We start from the raw sequence: 20,921 nt of genomic DNA, 5'->3' as shown, positions 1-20,921 counted from the left end.
GACAGAATTAGTCGATTAGACCAGCACGACGCCGCGTGGTGCGGTTGGCATGGTCAGAGTACCGCGGCAGCCACCGCTGCATCCCGGCGGCCCCCAACGGGCCGATCAGCGAAGCCGCCCAGATCCCCACCGCCAACGACCCCAGGGCCGCACCGGCAGAGAGGATCAGCGGGCCGGCGCCCAGGCCGATATCCGTGAGCAGACGCCAGGCACCGAGGAACTGCGGGCGCGCCTGAGGCGGAGCGATATCCGAGGAGATAGTCATCATGATCCCGGAGCCGCAGCCGTTGGCAAAGCCCAGCAGCACCGCCACCACCGCCAGACCGGATGCGGTGGAGGTGACCGGGACAGCGGCCATCGCCAGGCCCAATACCGTCATCGCCGGTACGCCGACCCACAGCCGGCCCAGCTTGTCCATGACTTTCCCGGCTGGGTAGAACAGCAGCATATCGATGCCCCCGGCCAAGCCGAAGAGCAGCGAGATGGTGGTGGGGTCCAACTCGATGTACTGGCCCCAGAGCGGAATCACCTGCTGGCGGGCCCCGCGGATCGCCCCCACCAGCATTCCCACTGCACCGAGCCTGGCCAGCATCCCGCGGTGGGCGTGCAGCACTGCCCAGAACTTAGGTGTGGCGGCCTGTTGGGCAGGCGAGGAGGCGGCGTCGTCGTTCTTCCTACTGGTAGGCCGGGCCAGCCAGACTGTCACCGTGGCGGCTGAGGCGGTGATCACCGCGATGAAGAACACCGCCCGGGTATCGAAGAGGTGGATCACCCCGGCGCCCAGGAAGGGGCCCACAAACTGCCCGATCCGGTGCACCCCGCCCAGAGTGGAAAGCACGGTGGCGCGGTGGAAGGCGGGGGTGACCTCCGTGAGGTAGGAGTGCCGGGCCAGGTGGAAGACAGCATTGGAGGCGCCCACCAGCAGCACCGCGGCGGCCAGTGTGATCACCGAGGGAGCCAGAGCCGCGGCCAGGAAGCCCAGCCCGGCCACCAGGCCCGCGACAAGCATCGCGGCGCGGTCCCCGATCTTCGCCGCCAGCTGGCCTGCCGGAAGATCGGCCAGGATCTGCCCCAGCGGCAGCATCGCGGCTACCACGCCCGCGGCCGCCAAGGTGGCACCGCGCTCCACACTGTAGGGCGCGATGATTGGAATCAGCGCACCGATCCCGATGCTGAAGATGAAAGCGGGGATCAGCGCCCCGAGCACCACATCCCGGAATGGGAATCTGGGCTGGGCGGTGGTTCTGGTCACGGCTGATCAGTCTACTCCGCAGTTAGTTGCCCGGCGCAACGGACCAGCTGTCAGCCCAGCGTGGACATGGGCCGGGACCTGAGCTGTGGCCGATAGGCTTGGGTCATGTCTACACCCGCCGAGCGCTACGCAGAGTCCCGCCGCCGCTCAGCTGAGGCCAAGACCCAGCTCGGCATGTTCAAGGCCCAGCAGGCCTTTGACCTGGATGAGTTCCAGCTGGAGGCCTGCCGCCATCTGGAGGCGGGCAAGGCCGTCCTGGTGGCCGCGCCCACCGGGGCCGGGAAGACCATCGTGGGGGAGTTCGCCGTGCACCTGGCCCTGGCCCAGGGCAAGAAGGCCTTCTACACCACCCCGATCAAGGCATTGAGCAATCAGAAGTTCCAGGAGCTGCGCCAGGAGTACGGCGCCGAGCGGGTCGGGCTGCTGACCGGAGACACCTCGATCAACTCTGAGGCTGATGTGGTGGTGATGACCACCGAAGTGCTGCGGAACATGCTCTACCAGGACTCCGCCACGCTGGCTGAACTGGGATTCGTGGTGATGGACGAGGTGCACTACCTGGCCGACCGGTTCCGCGGGGCCGTTTGGGAGGAGGTGATCATCCACCTCCCGGAGTCGGTGCAGCTGGCCGCGCTCTCCGCCACAGTGTCCAACGCTGAGGAGTTCGGCGCCTGGCTGGACACCGTGCGGGGAGAGACCGCCGTGGTGGTCTCCGAGCACCGCCCGGTCCCGCTCTGGCAGCACATGATGGTGGACTATCAGCTCCATGATCTTTTTGTAAGTACCGAGCAGGAGGACCACGCCGCCACCAACACTCTGGTCAACCCGGAGCTGCAGCGGCTTGCCCACTACGCCCAGGCGCCGGTCTCGCGGCGCTCGGGAGGCCACCGTGGCCGGGGCCGGGGCAGGCGCGACCAGCGCCGCGACTACGGCCGGTCCAACCATCGCAGCGGATCAGCGGAGGTCTCCCGGCTCTCCGGCTCCCCGCGCGGGGCGCCCAGACTCAGCCGGCCGCGGATGATCCGCGCCCTGGACCGCGACGGACTGCTGCCCTGCATCGCCTTCATCTTCTCCAGGGCAGGGTGCGAGGCCGCAGTGGAGCAGTGCCTGCACCATGGCCTGCAGCTGACCAGCAGAGGGGAGGCCGCAGAGATCGCCTCCCGGGTGGAGGAGATGGGCTGGGAGCTGCCTGCGGAGGATCTCTCCGTACTGGGCTTCGACAGCTTCCGCGAGGCACTGATCAACGGGATCGCGGCCCACCATGCTGGAATGCTGCCCCCGTTCAAGGAGCTGGTGGAGAACCTCTACGCGGAGGGTCTGCTCAAAGTGGTCTTCGCCACCGAGACCCTGGCCCTGGGCATCAATATGCCCGCCCGCACGGTGGTGTTGGAGAAGCTGGACAAGTTCGATGGGGAATCCCATCAGGACATCACCCCTGGTGAGTACACCCAGCTGACCGGGCGGGCCGGGCGCCGCGGCATCGATGTGGAGGGCCATGCCGTGGTGGTCTGGCAGCCCGGGATGGACCCCCGGCAGGTGGCCGGACTGGCCTCCAAGCGCACCTACCCGCTGAACTCCAGCTTCAGCCCCAGCTACAACATGGCGGTTAACCTCACCGCCCAGTTCGGCCGCCGCCGAGCCCGGACCATTCTGGAGTCCTCCTTCGCCCAGTTCCAGGCCGATCGCGGGGTGGTGGGGATGGCTCGGGATGTGGCCAAGCGGGAGTCCTCCCTGCGCGGGTACCAAGAGTCCATGGCCTGCCACCTGGGAGACTTCCAGGAGTACTTCCAGCTGCGCCGTGCTGTCAACGAGCAGCAGAAGGACCAGGCCAAGTCCCGCAACAGGCAGCGCCGCCGGGAGGTGATCCGGGTGCTGGCCTCCCTGGAACCCGGTGATGTGATCGAGGTGGGGGGACGGCGTCGTCTGGGTCACTGCCTGGTGGTGCACACCGCCCCCGAACATGACCCGCGGCCCGGAGTGATCACCGAGGACGGCAGACTGCGCAATATCAGCGTGGAGGACTTCAGCCAACCCCCTGAGGTGACAGCCAGTATCCGGCTGCCGCGCAAACCCCAGGTGAAAGTGCCAAAGATCCGCCGTGACCTGGCCTCCAGTATGCGCAGCGCCCTGCGCGAACGCACCCCGCCGAGGAAGAACGCACCGCAGCCCGGATTCGGGTATGAGAACGACGACGCCGGGGAGCAGAGTCTGGAGAACCTCGAGTCGGCACTGCGCAAGCACCCCTGCCACTCCTGCAGCGACCGGGAGAACCATGCCCGGTGGGCCGAGCGCTGGTGGAAGCTGCACCGGGAGACCGAGCAGCTCAAGGCCAGCATTGACCGCAAGACCGGCTCCATCGCCAAGACCTTCGACCGGGTGTGCGGGGTGCTGTTCGATCTGGGACATCTGCAGGCTGCCGAGGCCGAGCACGTTCCCCAGGCCGCCCCGCTGCCCGAGGAGTTCCACGCCGAGGAGTTCCTGGTCACCGAACGCGGGCAGCGACTGCGCCGGATCTACGGTGAGCGGGACCTGTTCACCGAGCTGCTGATGGAGCGTGGGGTGCTCGCTCAGCTCAGCGCAGAGGAACTGGCCGCTTTCTCCACTCTGCTGGTCTACCAGGCCAAGCGGGAGGACGAAGGGGCGATGCCGCAGATGCCCACCAAGAAGCTGACCCAGGCGGTGCGCACGGCCCTGGAGGTGCACACTGAGCTTGAGACCTTGGAGAAGCGGCACCATCTGGAGCCCACCGACGCCCCGGAGCTGGGGCTGAGTCTGCCGATGTACTACTGGGCCTCTGGAGCCAGCCTGCGCGCAGCCCTGGAGGAGTCTCCACTGGCGGCTGGGGACTTTGTGCGCTGGGCCAAACAATGCATCGATGTGCTCGACCAGCTCTCAGCAGTGCCGACTGCCAGCGCAAAATTTGCCAACCGCTGTCAGGAGGCAGTGGATCTCATCGCCAGGGGAGTGGTCTCCTACTCCTCGGTGGCCTATCAGTCCGTCGAGGAGGACCAATGACACTGATGCTCTCAAACGGCACTATCCACTCCACCGCGGAGCCGTACGCGGAGGCGATGCTGGTGGAGCAGGGGCAGGTGACCTGGCTGGGCTCCGATGAGACCGCTGCCCGGCTGGCAGGCGAAGGTGTGCGCAGCCAGGACCTGGATCGGGGGTTGGTGGCTCCAGGGTTCGTTGGTCTGGTCGGGCTCACTGTGCAGCAGGCTGATCCAGGAACTGTCTCCGAGGTGCTCAATGTGGCGGTGCGGGGGTTGGGCTATACCGCCCTGCGACTGCGCCTGGACCTGCAGCTGGCGGATTTGGTGCCCAGCCGCGCAGACGCGCTGCGCAAGGCCCTGCAGGCCGCTGCGGAGCGCCCAGCAGATGTCTGGCCAGTGCTTGCCCTGCACGGGCTCGCAGCCGACGGGGGAGCACCTTCGATCAGCCCGGTCAATGAGCTGCTGGACTTGGCTGAGTTTCTCGACTCCGATGAGACGGCAGAGGCCGCCTGCCTGCGCCGTACCGCCGTGTCCCTGGACCTTCCGGAGGTCCTGCCGAACCTGCTCGGTGTCCGCTCCTGGTGCTCGGAGGCCGGCCGCCAGCTGCTGCTGAACTGCAGTGCGGCTGACCCGGGCGTGGCAGTGGAGGCCATGGTCACCACCACTAAGCACCTGCGTGAGCTGAAGCAGGCACCCCATCCCGGCACGCCTACGGTGCTGGTGGGCTTCGACTCCGCAGAGCGCAGCCATTGGGAGCAGCTGCTGAACACCGGTGCCCATGTGCTGCTGACCGGTCCCGGCCATCTGGGCACTGCGCTCAGTGTTGGAGTACCCACCGCCGCCGCACCGGCGGAGGGTGAGAACCCCTGGCAGCTGATTTCGCGTCATGTTCATCACAGTGCGGACCCGGTCTCAGTGCGCGCCGGATTCAATGCCCAGACCCGGGGTGCCTACCGTTCGCTGCCACAGGCTGCGCCTTCGGCCGGTCAGCTGAACCCCGGCGCTGAGGCCACATTTGCGGTATGGGAGGTGGAATCGCTGGCCGTGCAGACCCCCAACAGCACAGTCTCCGCCTGGAGCACGGACACGCGGGCCCGCACCCCGCTGCTTCCCTTCTTGGAGGCCGACCAGGCCACGGAATCACTGCCCCGGCTGGTCAGCACAGTGATCCGCGGAGGGTAGGTTGGTGGCCATGAAAATCCTGACCATCATCCCCACCTACAACGAGATTGACGCCCTGCCCACTACAGTGGACCGGCTGCGGGCGGCGGTGCCGGAGTCCGAGGTCCTGATTGTTGATGACAACAGCCCCGACGGCACCGGCGATCTGGCCGAGCAGATGGCCGCTGCGGATGAGCAGATCCATGTGCTGCACCGGGTGAAGAAGGACGGCCTGGGCGGGGCCTATATCGCCGGTTTCGGCTGGGGCCTGGAGCGGGACTATGACGCCTTTGTGGAGCTTGACGCTGACGGCTCCCACCAGCCTGAGCAGCTGCCTGATCTGCTCAGCGAGATCGACTACGCAGATCTGGTGATCGGCTCCCGTTGGGTGGCCGGAGGCTCGGTGGTGAACTGGCCGCTGCACCGTGAGCTGATCTCCCGTGCCGGCAGCCTCTACTCCCGGACCATGCTGGGCCTGCGCGTACGGGACATCACCGCAGGGTTCCGGGTCTTCCGCCGCAGCACCTTGGAGGAGATCGACCTGAGCTCCATCGAATCAGTGGGCTACGGCTTCCAGGTGGATATGACCTTCCGGGTGGCGCGCCAGGGCAAGACCATCAAGGAGGTGCCGATCACCTTTGTGGAGCGCACCCTGGGGGAGTCCAAGATGAGCAGTGGAATCGTGCTGGAAGCGGTGGCTAATGTCACCAAATGGGGACTCTGCGCACGCGCAAAGGCCCTGGCCAAAAAGGCCAGGGCCTATCAGCGCTAGTCCCCGCGGCGGCTAGACCTTTTCGCCGCGCTTTTCGCGCAGGATCTTGAGCCGGTCCTTGAGGATGTCCTCAAGCTCCTTCTCGCTGCGCCGCTCCAGGAGCATGTCCCAGTGGGTGCGCACCGGCTTCTCCGGCTCCTCCTCGGGGACCTCGCCCTCAGCGAGTACGCCGACCTTTCCGGAGTTTGAAGTCCAGGTGGCCGGGATCTCGGCATCTGCCGCGAACGTCACGGTGATCTTCTCGCCGTCCTCGCAGAGGTACTCAACGTTCTGGCGGGGGGCCGGCTCAACACCGGACTCAGTCTCCATGGACTGGGCGCCCAGGCGCATACCGCGCAGGCTGCGGTCGCTCATCGATGCTCCTTAGATACGGTGACAGTTCTGTTCCGAATAGCCAACAGCGGGCCCAGCCGGAGTATTCCCGGCGGGCTCAGCCCTGCCTCGGCGCCTCGGTGCCCTGCTGGTCAGGACCCTGCTGCGGGTGCGGCGGGTTCTGGGCATCGCCGAGGCCGGTGTCAGCCTCCGGGGGAGCGCTCTCCTCGACTCGTTTGAGCACCTCATCGGAGTCCTCCAGACCGGGCACCGGTGCGTCGGCTGCTGAGGCATTGCCGTGCTCAGCCTTGCGGGCCTCCTCCTCGAGCTCCTTGGAGCTGAGGTAATGGGTGTTCTCGTCCGTGACGGAGGTGGACCGGGCGGATTCAGCCAGGTCTGCGATGGCGTTAGAGATGGACGGCTTGCCCCGGCCGCCGGAGGAGGACTGCTCCTGCTCGCGGCGCTTCTTCAACCGTTCGGCACGTGCCTCCAGGGCCTTCTCACGCTCCTCGAATGACTGTCCCGGGGCGGCGTCGTTATTTCCGCCGAATGCTCCGGAGAGCGATTTGAGCGCCTCACCGAACTCACCGGGGATCACAAACATCGTGTTGGACTCGGACTTAGCCATCTCCGGCAGAGTCTGCAGGTACTGGTAGGAGAGCAGCTCAGGGCTGGGCTCGGAGGCGTGAACAGCATTGAACACGGTCTCAATAGCCTGGGCCTCAGCGTTGGCGGCCAGGATCCGGGACTGGGCCTGGCCCTCAGCTTCGAGAATCGCGGCCTGCCGGTCACCTTCAGCATTGAGGATGGCCGACTGCTTATTTCCCTCTGCGGTCAGGATGGCCGCACGGCGGTTGCGCTCGGCGCGCATCTGCTGCTCCATGGAGTCCTGGATGCTGTGCGGCGGATCGATGGCCTTCAGCTCCACCCGGGCGACCCGGATGCCCCAGCGGCCGGTGACCTTGTCCAACTCGCCGCGGAGCATGGAGTTGATCTGGTCGCGGGAGGTCAGTGCCTCCTCCAGGTTCATACCGCCGACCACATTGCGCAGGGTGGTGGTGGTCAGCTGTTCCACGGCAACGATGTAGTTCTGGATCTCGTAGGTGGCGGCCTTGGGGTCGGTGATCTGGAAGTAGACCACAGTGTCGATCGAGACCACCAGGTTGTCCTCGGTGATCACCGGCTGGGGCGGGAAGCTGACCACCTGCTCACGCATATCCAGCATGGGCAGCAGCCGGTCGATGAACGGGACCAGCAGGGTCAGTCCGGGCCCCTGGGTGCGCTGGTACTTACCCAGGCGTTCGATGATGCCGGCGCGGGCCTGCGGGATGATGCGAACACTCTGGGCGAGCACCACCACCACAAAGGCGACCAGTGCAAGGAGTACGACTATGACAACTACTTCTGGCATGGTGACCATCCGTCCTGTTCGGTTGCGGTCTGTATCAGTTCAGGCTTCACGGGTTTGTGAATCATTCCACTCGATGCTTGGTGCCGGCTTGAGGTAGACAGTGGCGCCGTCCACGGACTCGACCACCGCGGCGGCGCCGGGCTCAATCCGGTAATCACCAGCGGCCCGAGCCGTCCAGGTGTCCCCGTCCACCTCGGCCAGTCCTGAGGTTTCGGTGACGGTCTCCAGGGCCTCTGCATGCAGGCCCTGCATCCGGTCAATATTGGTGAGTTGGTCCTGGGGGCCCTTCTTGAGGTGCTTGAGGGCCACCGGGCGCACGGCGCCGAGCATGAGCAGGGCGGTGACGGAGCCGATGACCACCTGCAGCCAAGCTTCACCGCCGGCCAGGGACACCGTCATCGCTGCCAGTGCCCCGACAGCCAGCATCAGGAACATCAGATCCAGCACGAAAGACTCGATGACGGCCAGCACGAAGGTCAGAGCCAGCCAGGCGGCCCACAGGTTCTCGCCGAACCACTCGATCATGAGTACCTCCCATCAGCTGTGACCTGCATCGATGTTCCTACCCAGCCTATCCGGAAGTGCTGTCCAGGTCACTTGCCGGTTTTCGCCAGAGCAGCAGGTCCAGGTCTACAGTGACCTGCCCGGTCGGTAGGGCAGCAGCACGGGAACGGACTTCCACCGGGTCCAGGTGGTGGCCGGCGGGGCCCATGAGCACCAGATCGGCAGCGAGGTCAGTGCTCCACGGCATCTGACTGCTGAGCCGGCGGTGGGCGAGGGGCTCGCCGAACTGGGGCTGCATCTGCTGTATCAGTTGGGCGCGCTTCTCCTGGTGCTGGCCCAGCAGTCCGGCTGCTCGGAGCTGAAGGAGATGATCCGGGCGGGGCAGGGCCACGGCTACCAGGCCCAGTGGGCGCAGGGCGCGGGCGTACTCTGGTGGATTCCGTGGGGCGAAGATGTTGAGCAGCAGGTCTGCGGTGGCATCGGGAAACGGCAGCGGCTGCCAGAGATCCCAGGTCAGTGCCAGGGCGCGCGGGTGCTTGGCAGCGCGCTTGAGTCCGGCAGGGGAGAGGTCCACAGCGATGCCGTGAGCCTGCGGATGGTCCTGCAGCAGTCGGTGAAGATAATGTCCGGTGCCGGCCCCACAGTCCAGGATCAGCGGCGCGGAACTGCGGAGTTCACTTTGGAGCTCCTCGATGAGCACAGTGCACAGTGCCTGGCTCAGCTGGGCGAAGACGCCCGCTTGCTGAACCCGCTCACGGGCCATGATCATCGGCGCGGTGTCCGGTCGGAACTTGACTCTGCGCCCGGCCAGGAGGTTGACATAACCTTGGCGCGCGGCATCAAAGCGATGCCCGGCGGGGCAGACTGCTGCACGGAGCCGATGCTCATCGTGTTCCAGGCTCAGCAGCGCACTGCAGTGTGGGCACAGTACCGGCCAGGAGAATCTCATCTGGCTCAGAGTATCTGTTTCACTGGCTAGGTGTCGGCGCAGAAAGCCGAGCGACCACGCATAGCGACAGCTCTGGCCGCCAGTCCGATAATCTGCATTATGTCAGGTTATGGATCTCGCCCTGTAGTCTGGACCGGTGCGCACGCTCCCCTTCCTGCTCATCGACGCTGCTTTGGTGCTGGTCTTTGCTGCACTGGGCAACCGGGCCCATGACTCCGGACTGAGCCCAGCCGATCTGATCTCCACGGCCTGGCCGTTCCTGGTGGGTCTGGCTCTGGGCTGGGCGGCCTCGGGTTCCTGGCGCCGTCCGCACAGCCTCTGGCCCCATGGGGTGATCCTGCTCGCGGTCACCGTAGTGGTAGGCATGCTGCTGCGTCAGCTCTTCACTGATGGCGGCGCGCAGTTCTCCTTTGTGCTGGTGGCCACCGGCACCCTGTGCCTCCTGCTGCTGGGCAGACGACTGGCGGCCTTGATCACCTTGCGCCTGCTTGCACACCCCACAAGGGCGTGACCCCTGTCTGATCTGGGAATTTTGGCTGAACCTCAGGCCCATGTCCAGGCGGCGTCAAGGCTGGCGTCGTTACTCTGGCACTGTCCAATGCAAGCGTCACCCACCGTTCAAGGAGGACGCAGTGAAGGCAGTGACATGGCAGGGCCCGCGCAAGATGTCCGTGGAGGATGTCCCGGATCCGCGGCTTGAAGAGCCCAGTGATGCTATCATTGAAGTAACCTCGACCGCGATCTGCGGCTCAGACCTTCACCTCTACGAGGTTCTCGGGCCCTTTATGCGCCCCGGAGACATCGTGGGTCATGAGTCCATGGGCCGGGTGGTCGATGCCGGGCCGGAGAGCAATCTGCATCCCGGGGATCGGGTGGTGGTGCCTTTCCAGATCGCCTGCGGCAACTGTTACTTCTGCCAGCAGGGTCTGCAGACCCAGTGTGAGACCACTCAGGTCACCGCCCAGGGCTCCGGAGCCATGCTCTTCGGCTACTCGGAGATTTACGGCTCGGTCCCGGGCGGGCAGGCCGAGTACCTGCGTGTCCCCCATGCCGACTATGGGCCGATCAAGGTCGGCGATGAGCTGCCGGATCACCGCTACCTCTTTCTCTCTGATGTACTTCCCACCGCCTGGCAGGCCGTGGCCTACGCCCTGCGCTCCCCCGGTGACTCCGTGGCAGTACTGGGACTCGGACCCATCGGCCAGTTCTGCGCCCGCATCGCCCAGCACCTGGGTATGACCGTCTACGCCATCGACCCGGTCCCCGAGCGGCGGGAGATGGCAGCCCGGCATGGGGCTGTGGTCTATGACAGCACAGAGGATTCGGTGGGTCAGATCAAAGAAGCCACCCAAGGCCGCGGACCCGATGCGGTGATCGACGCCGTGGGCATGGAAGCACACGGCGATGCCCAGTCGAGGCTGGCAAAATTCGCCCAGCGGTCCGTGCAGTTCCTTCCCGACAAGCTGGGCAAACCGGTCATGGAGAAGGCCGGGATGGACCGGCTGGCCGCGCTCTACACCGGTATCGAGCTGGTGCGCCGCGGCGGTACGCTCAGCCTCTCCGGAGTCTACGGTGGTCAGGCCTCTCCCCTGCCCATGCTCACCCTCTTCGACAAGCAGATCCAGGTCACCATGGGCCAGGCGAACGTCCGGCGCTGGGTGGAGGAGATCCTGCCCCTGGTGGAGGACTCCGATGATCCGCTGGGCCTGGAGGACTTCGTGACCCACCGCCTCCCCCTGAGCGAGGCGCCCAGCGCCTATGAGATGTTCCAGAAGAAGGAGGACGGCTGCATCAAGGTCGTCCTGGACCCCACCGCCTGAACCACACCGACTTAACCAACCAGAAAGGAGCAGAGAATGACGACGACGCCCGAGGGGGCGCAGCAGCCCCAGACCCAGCAGGACCCACGCGCCAAGCATCAGGATGAGTTCCCGGCGCATGAGGATATCGGCCAGCCTGGGCTGACCTCACAGACCGCCCCTGATCCGGACCACGGCGAGGAGAGCTACGTGGGCTCCGGGAAGCTGAAGGGCCGCAGGGCGCTGATCACCGGAGGCGACTCCGGGATCGGCCGCGCGGTGGCCATCGCCTTCGCCCGGGAGGGCGCGGATGTGGCGATCGTGCACCTTCCTGAGGAACAGGAGGACGCCGAGACAACCCTGAAGCTAGTGCGCGAGGCCGGTCAGAACGCCGCCGCATATGCCCAAGACCTGCGCGCAACCGATGCCGCAGAGACGGTCCTGCAGCGCGCATTGGAGGACCTGGGCGGGCTCGACATTCTGGTGCTCAACGCCGCTTACCAGCGCAAGCGCAGCGGGATCGATGAAACCCCCATCGAAGAGGTGCAGCGGGTCTTCGACACCAATCTGATCTCCCATATCGCGCTCACCAAGGCGGCCGTCCCCCACCTGAACCCGGGCAGCGCCATCATTACCACCACCTCAATCCAGGCTGCAGGGCCTGCTCCCCCACTGTTCGACTACGCGATGACCAAGGCGGCTCAGGTGGCGTTCACCGAGGTGCTCGCCCAGGAGCTGACCCCGGCAGGCATTCGGGTCAACGCGGTGGCACCAGGCCCCATCTGGACTCCGCTGATCCCCGCCACCAACTTCCCCGAGGACAAAGTGGAGAGCTTCGGGTCCGACACTCCCATGGAGCGTGCCGGCCAGCCGGCCGAACTCGCCGGGGCCTATGTCTACCTGGCCTCGGAGGACGCCAGCTACACCTCAGGGGCAGTGATACCTGTCACCGGTGGAAAACCGTTCACAGGAGGATGATCTCCAATGGCTGAACAGAACCGATCGAGTGTGAAGGACGAGGAGCTCTACGAGAAGCTCCGCGATGAGCAGGGCTACTCCAAGGAGAAGGCCGCCAGGATTGCCAACTCGGCAAACCGGGAGGGCCGCTCGGCCCAGGGCAAGAAGGGCGGAAGCTCTCCCCAGTATGAGGACTGGACCGTAGAAGAGCTGAAGGACCGTGCCAAAGAGCTCGATCTCACCGGCTACTCAGATATGACAAAGGACGAGCTCATCGACGCCCTGCGCAACCACTGATGTCTACGATTGGCCTGCTGCTTTCAATAGTCGGCGCCGTGGTGGTGCTCTTCCTGCTCATTATGGGGTTGAAGCTGCACGCCTTCGTAGCCCTGCTGGTGACCTCGATTCTGACTGCCGTGGTGGTCGGCGTCCCGCTGGGGGATGTCATCGAGGTGGTCGAGGAAGGAATGGGCGGAGTCCTGGGCTTCGTGGCGATCATCGTCGGGCTGGGGGCGATGTTCGGGCAGGTGCTTCGTGTCACCGGCGCAGCCGAGAAGATCGCGGACACCCTGGTGGAATCCTTCGGGGAGAAGCGGCTGCCCTCATCACTGGGCCTGACCGGGTTCATTGTGGCAATACCCGTCTTCTTCGACGTGGTGCTGGTGCTGCTGATGCCGCTGCTCTATACCCTGGCCCGCCGAGCCGAGGTCGCCCTGCTCACCCTGGCCATCCCACTGCTGGCCGGAGCGAGCATCGCCCACAGCCTGGTCCCGCCCACCCCCGGCCCGGTCGCGGCAGCCGGGGTACTGGGCGCGGACCTGGGTTGGGTGATCCTGCTGGGCATTGTCGCCAGCATCCCGGCGGTCATCCTGGGCGGGGTGCTCTACGGTAAGTTCATCGGTGCCCGGATCCAAGTGGGAGCACCTGATGAGGGTGACTCCGATGACGAGGAGGAAGACCAGCCGAGTTCGGACAGCACCCCGAGCTTCGGCATGATCTTGAGCATCCTGGCTGTACCGCTGCTGCTGATTCTGGGCAACACTGTCGCCGAGGCGGTGATGGATGAGGACCAGCTGGTGGCGCAGATCATCGCATTGGTCGGAGATCCGATCGTCGCGCTGATCATCGGGGTGCTGCTGGCCTTCTACGTACTCGGCATGCGGCACGGGCTCGGCCGGGAAGAGCTCCAGACGGTCGCCTCCAAAGCCTTGGAGCCGGTGGGGCTGATCATCCTTGTCACAGGTGCTGGAGGGGTCTTCGGCGAAGTGCTGGAGCAGTCCGGCGTGGGCGAGGCCCTGGAGAACACACTCGGTGATCTTGGGATCCCGGTGATTCTCACCGCCTTTGTGGCAGCGGCCCTGCTGCGCGTTTCACTGGGTGCCAGCACCGTAGCCACCGTCACCGCGGCCGCCATCGTGGCGCCGATGGTGGAGGGAGGGGACTTCTCCCCCGCGATGATCGGCGCAATCGTTGTGGCGGTGGGAGCTGGTTCGGTGATCTTCTCCCATGTCAACGATTCCGGGTTCTGGCTGGTGAACCGCTATCTGGGCCTGACGGAGAAGCAGACGCTGGCCTCCTGGTCGGTGATGCAGACCATCCTGTCAGTGGTCGCTTTCGGCACTGTTTGGGCCATGACTCCACTCCTATGAGCAGAGGGCTCAGAGATCGGTGCGATCCAGCGGAACCGGATTGAGATGTGAGACGGCCAGGTTCCCGTTACGTGAGTCCAGGTAGTAGAGCTGGGCCACCACCGGCTGATCCGCGTTCACCACCAGTCCGTAGGGCCTGTCCAGGTACACCGCCTCAGGCTCGATCAGATCATTGATCCGCTGGTGTTTTACCCGTTGGGGTTTCACCAGCACCTCGAAGGGACCGACCGGATCGGTGTCCTCGTAATAGACACTCAGCCTCACACAGGCCTCCTGCTCCCCTGTGTTAAGCAGGCATAGGGTGTTGCGTGAGGTGAACTCCGGCTCATGACCGGTGCTGGCGCTGGGCGCAAATCCTGCGGAAAACACCCAGGTGGTGCGGCCCAGGCCGGTACTGTCTTTGCTGAAGATGCCCATCAGTTCTCCTCCTCGCCAAAGAGCTTCTGCAGGTAGCTGTTCATGAAGACGCCGTCAGGGTCCATCTGACGGCGGACCTCCTGGAAGTGTGCCCAGTCCGGGTACAGAGGTGCCAGCTCGGCAGCACTCAATGTGTGCTTCTTTCCCCAGTGCGGGCGGCCGTCGAACTCCCAGAAGATCGGCTCAATATCATCAAAGTACTGAGCGAATGGCAGCGTGTTGTTCTGCAGCAGGGCCACTGTCATGGTCGGGAGGCCCCCATTGCGGTATTTGGCCTCGGTGTTGGAGATCATCGCCCGGTCCGCTGCGATGGTGCGCACCAGCACCCGCCATCCCACCTGTGCTCGATGCTTAGCCTTGATCCGCTCCCTGATTTGGCGGAAAGCCGTGAGCTGCCCGTCGAATGGCAGCATGTACTCCATCTCTTCGAAGTGCAGATGCCGGTCATTGGGAATGATCTGGTAGTTGGGCCCGGTCAGGTCCTTCTTGAGATAGCTGTGCGGTTCACCCTCAGGTGTAAGTTCAGGCTCATCACCGGGCTTATTCAGCATCCGCACCTGGGCCAGATCGCTGCGCGGGTACCAGTAGAAGTCCATGCTTCGGTTGGTCTCAACAAGCTCCTGGTAGTTCTCCAGCACCCAGTCGATATGGGTGATCCAGTTCTGCCGGTGCAGCTGATGCGCCTCCTCCACCCGCAGGGTCAGCGAGGTCAGCACGCCCAGGCTGCCCAGGGAGACCTGGGCAGCACGAAGCAGGTCGTCGGATTCGGGATCCTCCGCCGGGGCACCTGCGGCCAGACCGAAGGGTACTTCCTCACCCAGGCCGTTGACCAGGGTTCCGCCGACCATAGTGGAGGAGAGATTCCCCAGGCTGATTCCTGAACCGTGGGTTCCAGTGCCGATAGCCCCCGCGATCGCCTGATAGTCCACATCCCCTAGGTTCTGCATAGCCAGTCCGTGTCCGGCCAGCTGCTCCCCGAGGTCCCTCAGGCCGGTGCCCGGCAGCACCGTGGCCAGACCCTGTTCCTGATCTGCAGAGACCACACCGGTGAGGTTCTCCAGGGAGAGCAGCGTGTCCTCAGTGCTGAAAATCGGCACCGAGGAGTGGCCGGAGCCCACCGGTCGCAGAGTTCCCCCGCGACCGCGAGTCTTTGCCACCAGCTCTGCAAGGTGTTCGGGCTTTCTCGGGGACTCGCGACGCTTTGGGGTGAAGCTCACGGATCCGGACCAATTGGTGAACGTCTCTGCCATAGCGCTAAGCCATCCTCCTACAGCTGGGGGGTCAGGGTCTCGCGGTCAGTGCGGAAAGCCCGGCTCCGGGCGTAGCTGTGAACCTCGTCGAGCATCTCGCGCTGCTCGTCGGCAGCTGCAATGAGATCGTGGAAGACATGATGCGGCACCCCAAGCTCCTCGGCATAGTCTGAGAGAACCTCCCAGCCCTGCCGCTTTGCGGTGATCGCGGCAATCATCAACTCAGTCTCCAGCACCAGCGCCGAAGGTGAGCGTTTCAGCGGGGGCCGGGCATAGGGCTTGAGCCGGGCCACCTTCTCCCCCACCCAGAACAGCGGTGCGGTCATCCCGGGCCGGGGGAAGCCCTGGCGCTGGATCAGATCGCTGAGCCACTGGTGCTCTGAGGCGATTGCCTGCGCCACCTGGGACAGCTGCGGATAGGTGGGGGTGTCCTCGAAGGCTGAGGCCATTGCCCAGATCCGCTGCACCCCGGCCGTGGCTCCGGCCAAGTGGTCAGACATGTACTGACGCAGCAGCATGACATCAATGCCCTCAGGCAGACTATGGTCCGCATCGGGCAGTGGATAGCCGGAGTGTGGGGACTCCCCGCGGGGCCGCATCGGGGCTGACCCGCGCCCGGCACCGGAGCTCATTCCCGCGACCAGCTCGGCCAGGGCGTCCTTGGCCGAGACAGTGGGCTGCCAGCCGAGCTCCGTCCTGGCCCTCGTAGTGTCCAGCACCGGCACCTGTTCAGCCATCTGCAGCCAGCCCTCGTCCATGGGCAGCAGATGAGCGCGATTGGCGGCCTTGACCAAGGGCTTCAACGGCCCAAGCGGGATGGGGAGACTGGCCCGGCCGGTTTCACGCCCGGTGATCACCCGGGCGATAGTCTCGGCAGTGAGCAGGTCATCGGCGGCGATGTTGAACGCTCCCCTGGCCCCCTGGATGAGGGCTTCGGCGAAGGCCGCAGCGACGTCGCGGGAGTGCACGGCCTGAGAACGGATGTTCCTCGGCATGGGCAGCATCGGAGGCCGAACGATGTTGAGCAGCTGCACTGGGGCCAGGGAGCCGGCGAAGTACCGCTGGATCTCGGAACCTGCTCCGGACTGGAAGATCAGCCCCGGGCGGATCCGCACCAGGGCTGTATCCGGGTGTAGTGCCTCGAACTCGTCCATTACCCGTTCCTGGGCAGCCTTGTCCTCGCTGTAGTGGGAGCCCGGTATTCCCTCCGTGCCCCAGGACTCGTCCCGGGGGGCGTCATCAGAGACCGGCGAGTAGGCGCCCACACTGGAGGCCACCGCTACCCGGCTGACCCCCGCCGCTGCTGCGGCTTCCAGCACGTGCTTGGTGCCTTGCACGTTCACCCGCCGCAGCAATTCTCTTTTGCTGTTGGGCTGGATCAGCCAGGCCAGGTGCACCACGGCGTCGGCTCCGTCGAAGAGCTCGGTGAGGGTCTCCACGGACTCTGGGAACTGAATGTCCGCAGAGGACCACTCGGCATAGGTATAGGGGACGGCGTCCTGCTGCGGAAGCCTGCGGGCGATGCCCAGGAGTGAGCTGACCTCCTCACGCCCATGGAGCTCCTCCAACAGGGCAGAGCCGATGTTCCCGGTGGCTCCGACAATGGCGATACGCATCTGACGACCAACTCCTCGAGCCGAAACTCTCAAACAACCTGAACTACTCGGTCCCTCTCCAGCCCACCACCTTGACCTGGACTTTTCCTGCACAGACGCTATAAGGCACAGCGCGAAGTGCGCAGCGAGCTTCAGGGGCTCTCGGTCTCCTCGCCTCGGAGTTCGGCGACCTCTTCTCTGAGCTGTTCCACCTGCTGCTGCAGTTCCATCACCTTGCGCACTCCGGGCAGGGTCACGCCCTCCTCGGTGAGGGCCATGACCTGGCGCAGCTGCTCCACCTCGTCCTGGGAATAGCGCCGTTGGCCGCCCTCGGAGCGCTCCGGGGAGACGATCTCCTGATCATCCAGGCGCCGCAGAGCGGCTGGCTGGATGCCCAGAAGCTCTGCGACCTGGCCGATGGTGTAGAAGGGCGCTGAGGTATCCCCCAGCAGGGTGTCCGCCTGCTGGCCGGCGCGGGTCTCGGCGGGAGTGTTGTTCATCTCAGCCTCACAGTGTAGCGGGCAGAGGACCCCTGAATCGCTCCGGCAGGCCTTCCAGGCGGATATTCTGCTGATCAGCCACTACGTCCAACCAGCCGTGCGCGCCAAGGGAGATTCCGTGCACGCTCAGCGTTCCGAACAGGGCCGGAGCCGGTGCAGCATCCACTCGCCCGGCGAGCACATCCACCTCCAGATCCAGAGCGATTCGCAGCATCTCGTAAGGCACTGCGGCGGCCCAGGCCTGGGGCGAGCAGGAGGTGGGGTAGGGCACCGGGATCGGCATATCCGCTCGTGAGAACCCGCAGAACAGTTCGGGCAGGCGTCCGCCGAAGGCCTCCAGGGCGTCTGTCAGGGCGGTGAGCACAGTGAGCGCGGCCTCCCGGAATCCGTACCGGGCCATACCCGCGGCTCCCAGCACGGTGTCATGAGGCCAGACCGAACCGTTGTGGTAGCTGGCCGGATTGAAGATCGCCGAAGAGGCCGAACGGGTGCGGATGCCGAATCCGCTGAACAGATCGGCACTGATCAGCCTGTCCACCACCTTCCCGGCGTGGTCTTCATCCACGATGCCCGTCCAGAGACAGTGGCCGATATTGGAGCTCAGGGCATCTACCTGGTTCTTGTGCCCATCCAAGGCCAGAGCGTAGAAGCTGTGCTGCGGCATCCAGAAGGCTGTGTGGAAACGCTCCTTCAGTTCCGCGGCTCGCCGGCGCCACCCCTGGCCCTGCTCGGGATGGCCCCAGGCCTCCTCCAGTTCGGCCACCGCCAGATAGGCCGCGTAGGCGTAGCCCTGCACCTCTGCCAGAGCAATGGGTGTCACGGCCTGCCGCCCTGCGGAGGTGGCGATGGAATCGTGACTGTCCTTCCAGCCCTGGTTGGCCAGTCCCCTGTCCGAGCTGCGTTGATACTCCAGGAAGCCGTCCCCATCGCGGTCTCCGGATCGGACCAGCCACTGCGCGGCAGCTCGAACTGCTTGCTGCAGGGGCAGCAGCTCCTCAGGCGGGGTGCCCCAGCGCAGTGCCCGGCCGGTGAGCATGAGGAACAGCGGGGTGGAGTCGATGGAGCCGTAGTAGACGCTGTCGCCGCCCAGTGCGAGCGAGAGATCCGCGCCGTGGCGAACCTCGTGAAGGATCTTGCCAGGCTCCTCCTCAGTCATGGGATTCCCCCTCCCCCCTTGCAGGCGGGCCAGCGTGGTCAGGGTTCCCAGCACCAGGGAAGGAGCGAAGGGCAGCACCATCCAGGATGTCAGCAGGGAGTCCCGTCCGAAGAGGGCCATGAACCAGGGGGCTCCGGCGGCGACGACATCGTCCTCGGGGTGATCCGGATCAGTGATGCGCAATGCACCGAGGTCCTGCTCGCTGGTCCGCAGAGCCGATGCCAGCACGGTGTTCGCCACTTCGATGCGCGGGGTTCTCTCCCGCCAGCTGTGCATGCGGCGGGCAGGCTGAGCAGCTTCTACCGCCTGGCCGGCCGGAAAGGCGATATCCAGTTCCCGCCCACTAGCTGAGGGATGGACATTGACTGTGGTGGACCATTCTCCGTGCGGGGGGACCACTGCCCGGTAGGTCAGAGTGTGGGGGGATGCGATGGCCCCGGCGGCGGTGACGCGCACTCCGCGGTGCTCGCCTCCTCGCTCGGCGCGGAACAGCAGGTCGTTTCCTGCCTGAGTGTGGGTCACCGAGCCGACGGCCCCGGTGCCGCGCTCTTTGACCTGGAAGAGATCGGCGAAATCAGCGTCAGCGGTGAGTGTCAGGTGGATCCCGGCGGCCTCGGCGCCGTAGTTTCGCACGGTGATGTCCTCACGCATCCCCTGTCCCACCAGGCGACGGCGCTCCACAATCAGGGTGGGCTCAACTAGGCCCGCCCTGGCGGGGGCCCGGCTGATGAACCGCTGCTCGAAAGGTTCCCCCGGGATGACGGTGAGTGCCTCTAGGGGCTCGCCGTCGATGCGCAGTTCCCAGTGGGAGATGACCCGGGTGTCGCGAACAAAGAGGCCTTCGGCCCGGCCGGGCTGGACGTCCCCGTGAACCCCGGATACGCAGAACGTGGAGCCTTCCACCAGAGTGACCTGGGTCTGCGGCAGGGAGACCGCAGGAAGGCCTGTGGGGCGGACATCCGCATGTGATTCTGATCCCATATGCGCTCCTTAGAGTCGACGCCTTGCACTTGGACAGAATATTAGTTACAACTTCAAATGCAAGTCTTTTAGCACCCGAGTTGCAGGTATCCATTGGCTCTGATTTGTCCCACGGAGGCACTGCGTCACCATGTCCATCGCTACTCATGTACCTGAGAACACCTCTCCGATCCACGGCGAGATTCGGCCCCTGCGCATCGGCATGATCGCCCCGCCCTGGTTTGAGCTGCCACCCAAGGGTTACGGGGGCACGGAGGCCGTCGTGGCCGCCCTGACCGACCAGCTGGTGCTGCGCGGGCACCAGGTGGTCCTGCTCTCGGCAGGCCGCAACGGCACCCAGGCCCAGCAGCACATCAGCGTCTTCGAGCGCCCGCCCAGCGAGATGCTGGGGGCCGATCCTATGCCGGAGGTCATCGCCGCAGCCCAGACCGCCCAGGCCCTGCGGGACCTGGACCTGGATATCGTCCATGATCACTCACTGGCCGGGCCCCTGCTGGCAGCCGGCCGGCAGATGCCCACAGTGACCACGATGCACGGGCCGGTCACTGGGCTCAATGGGGAGTACTTCCGGCGCCTGGGGGCCGCAGTGGACATCATCGCCATCTCGGACGCCCAGCGGAGACTGGCCCCGGATCTCAATTGGATCGGGACGGTTCACAATGCGGTGGACGTCGCGAGCTTCCCCTACCGTGAAGATAAGGAGGACTTCCTGCTGTGGATCGGGCGCTTCAGCCCTGATAAGGGTGCTCATCTGGCCATCGACGCCGCCCGGGCTGCGGGCCGGCGCATAGTACTGGCCGGTAAGCTCAGCGAGGCACCGGAGCAGAAGTACTTCGACGAGCAGGTACGCGCACGCCTGGGCGCAGATGCCGAATACGTGGGCGAGGCTGACGCCGTGCTCAAGCGGGAACTGTTCTCCCAGGCATCGGCCTTGATGTTCCCCATCCAGTGGGAGGAGCCCTTCGGGATGGTCATGGTGGAAGCTATGGCCTGTGGAACCCCCGTGATCGCCACCTGCCGCGGCAGCGTACCGGAGGTGGTGGCCGAAGGCATCAGCGGGATCGTGGTGGATCGAGTTGACCAGCTCCCCGGTGCCGTGGCACGCGCCTGCGCACTGGACCCGCGGACCATTCGCGCCTGGGCCGAGCAGAGGTTCGATCTTCCGGTCATGGCCGAAGGCTACGAGCGGATCTACCGAGTCCTGGTGGAGGGCACTCAGAACATCCAGGATCTGGCCTCCCGGGCCCTCTAGGGACGCCCTCA

General features: G+C 65.4%; 19 protein-coding genes. 9 read left to right on the top strand and 10 right to left on the bottom strand.

The features are described from left to right. Positions 1-7 precede the first annotated feature (7 nt). Positions 8-1,252, bottom strand: a complete 1,245-nt coding sequence (locus GNZ21_RS13565; RefSeq protein WP_188503451.1) for an MFS transporter — start codon at positions 1,250-1,252, stop codon at positions 8-10. A 105-nt stretch (positions 1,253-1,357) separates the two neighbouring features. On the opposite strand from GNZ21_RS13565, the gene GNZ21_RS13560 reads away from it, so the two are divergent. From GNZ21_RS13560 to GNZ21_RS13550, 3 genes are read left to right on the top strand one after another with little or no spacing between them, the layout of a single operon-like run. After that, a complete protein-coding gene (locus GNZ21_RS13560; protein WP_157325226.1) occupies positions 1,358-4,267 on the top strand; it encodes a DEAD/DEAH box helicase in 2,910 nt (969 codons plus the stop codon). Beyond that, positions 4,264-5,427 (top strand): amidohydrolase family protein, encoded by a 1,164-nt coding sequence (locus GNZ21_RS16410; protein WP_157325224.1) that lies wholly within the window; start codon positions 4,264-4,266, stop codon positions 5,425-5,427. Before GNZ21_RS13560 ends, GNZ21_RS16410 begins: the two co-directional genes overlap by 4 nt. A 10-nt stretch (positions 5,428-5,437) precedes the next feature. Beyond that, positions 5,438-6,178: a polyprenol monophosphomannose synthase gene (locus GNZ21_RS13550; protein ID WP_157325222.1), complete on the top strand. Its 741-nt coding sequence runs from the start codon at positions 5,438-5,440 to the stop codon at positions 6,176-6,178. A 12-nt stretch (positions 6,179-6,190) separates the two neighbouring features. On the opposite strand, the gene GNZ21_RS13545 is transcribed toward GNZ21_RS13550, so the two are convergent. The 4 genes from GNZ21_RS13545 to GNZ21_RS13530 form a co-directional block, all read right to left on the bottom strand. Then, positions 6,191-6,532 carry an RNA polymerase-binding protein RbpA gene (locus GNZ21_RS13545; RefSeq protein ID WP_157325220.1) on the bottom strand — a complete coding sequence of 114 codons (342 nt, stop codon included), beginning with the start codon at positions 6,530-6,532 and terminating at the stop codon, positions 6,191-6,193. 76 nt (positions 6,533-6,608) lie between these two features. Then, positions 6,609-7,901 carry an SPFH domain-containing protein gene (locus GNZ21_RS13540; protein ID WP_157325218.1) on the bottom strand — a complete coding sequence of 431 codons (1,293 nt, stop codon included), beginning with the start codon at positions 7,899-7,901 and terminating at the stop codon, positions 6,609-6,611. Between the two features lie 39 nt (positions 7,902-7,940). After that, a complete protein-coding gene (locus GNZ21_RS13535) occupies positions 7,941-8,426 on the bottom strand; it encodes an NfeD family protein (protein ID WP_157325216.1) in 486 nt (161 codons plus the stop codon). Between the two features lie 46 nt (positions 8,427-8,472). Beyond that, positions 8,473-9,354, bottom strand: a complete 882-nt coding sequence (locus GNZ21_RS13530) for a putative RNA methyltransferase (protein ID WP_157325214.1) — start codon at positions 9,352-9,354, stop codon at positions 8,473-8,475. A gap of 136 nt (positions 9,355-9,490) precedes the next feature. Here GNZ21_RS13530 and GNZ21_RS13525 point away from each other — a divergent pair, with 136 nt between their 5' ends. The 5 genes from GNZ21_RS13525 (at position 9,491) to GNZ21_RS13505 (ending at position 13,759) form a co-directional block, all read left to right on the top strand. Then, positions 9,491-9,865, top strand: coding sequence for a DUF3054 domain-containing protein (locus GNZ21_RS13525; protein ID WP_229659369.1), 375 nt, complete (start codon positions 9,491-9,493; stop codon positions 9,863-9,865). Positions 9,866-9,986: 121 nt separating this feature from the next. Next, the gene (locus GNZ21_RS13520; protein WP_188503452.1) at positions 9,987-11,174 is read left to right on the top strand and encodes an alcohol dehydrogenase catalytic domain-containing protein; all 1,188 of its coding nucleotides are present in this window, start codon (positions 9,987-9,989) and stop codon (positions 11,172-11,174) included. Between the two features lie 36 nt (positions 11,175-11,210). Continuing rightward, positions 11,211-12,131 (top strand): SDR family oxidoreductase, encoded by a 921-nt coding sequence (locus GNZ21_RS13515; RefSeq protein ID WP_157325210.1) that lies wholly within the window; start codon positions 11,211-11,213, stop codon positions 12,129-12,131. A 6-nt stretch (positions 12,132-12,137) separates the two neighbouring features. Beyond that, a complete protein-coding gene (locus tag GNZ21_RS13510; RefSeq protein ID WP_157325208.1) occupies positions 12,138-12,407 on the top strand; it encodes a DUF7218 family protein in 270 nt (89 codons plus the stop codon). Further along, the gene (locus GNZ21_RS13505) at positions 12,407-13,759 is read left to right on the top strand and encodes a GntP family permease (protein WP_157325206.1); all 1,353 of its coding nucleotides are present in this window, start codon (positions 12,407-12,409) and stop codon (positions 13,757-13,759) included. Before GNZ21_RS13510 ends, GNZ21_RS13505 begins: the two co-directional genes overlap by 1 nt. A 9-nt stretch (positions 13,760-13,768) precedes the next feature. Here the strand turns inward: GNZ21_RS13505 and GNZ21_RS13500 are convergent, their stop codons facing one another. From GNZ21_RS13500 to GNZ21_RS13480, 5 genes are all read right to left on the bottom strand, one after another. Continuing rightward, entirely contained in the window at positions 13,769-14,176 is a 408-nt protein-coding gene (locus tag GNZ21_RS13500) for a sensory rhodopsin transducer (protein WP_157325204.1), read from the bottom strand. After that, positions 14,176-15,426, bottom strand: a complete 1,251-nt coding sequence (locus tag GNZ21_RS13495; RefSeq protein WP_157325202.1) for a D-arabinono-1,4-lactone oxidase — start codon at positions 15,424-15,426, stop codon at positions 14,176-14,178. Before GNZ21_RS13495 ends, GNZ21_RS13500 begins: the two co-directional genes overlap by 1 nt. Before the next feature lie 17 nt (positions 15,427-15,443). Then, positions 15,444-17,042, bottom strand: coding sequence for an NAD-dependent epimerase/dehydratase family protein (locus GNZ21_RS13490; protein WP_157325200.1), 1,599 nt, complete (start codon positions 17,040-17,042; stop codon positions 15,444-15,446). A 131-nt stretch (positions 17,043-17,173) separates the two neighbouring features. Further along, a complete protein-coding gene (locus GNZ21_RS13485) occupies positions 17,174-17,521 on the bottom strand; it encodes a MerR family transcriptional regulator (RefSeq protein ID WP_157325198.1) in 348 nt (115 codons plus the stop codon). 7 nt (positions 17,522-17,528) lie between these two features. Beyond that, positions 17,529-19,658 (bottom strand): amylo-alpha-1,6-glucosidase, encoded by a 2,130-nt coding sequence (locus tag GNZ21_RS13480; RefSeq protein WP_157325197.1) that lies wholly within the window; start codon positions 19,656-19,658, stop codon positions 17,529-17,531. Between the two features lie 130 nt (positions 19,659-19,788). Here GNZ21_RS13480 and GNZ21_RS13475 point away from each other — a divergent pair, with 130 nt between their 5' ends. After that, a complete protein-coding gene (locus tag GNZ21_RS13475; RefSeq protein ID WP_157325196.1) occupies positions 19,789-20,910 on the top strand; it encodes a glycosyltransferase family 4 protein in 1,122 nt (373 codons plus the stop codon). Positions 20,911-20,921: the final 11 nt, after the last annotated feature.

The organism is Nesterenkonia alkaliphila, from assembly GCF_009758175.1.
Taxonomy (GTDB): domain Bacteria; phylum Actinomycetota; class Actinomycetes; order Actinomycetales; family Micrococcaceae; genus Nesterenkonia; species Nesterenkonia alkaliphila.
This window is presented reverse-complemented; position numbering and strand designations above follow the sequence as displayed.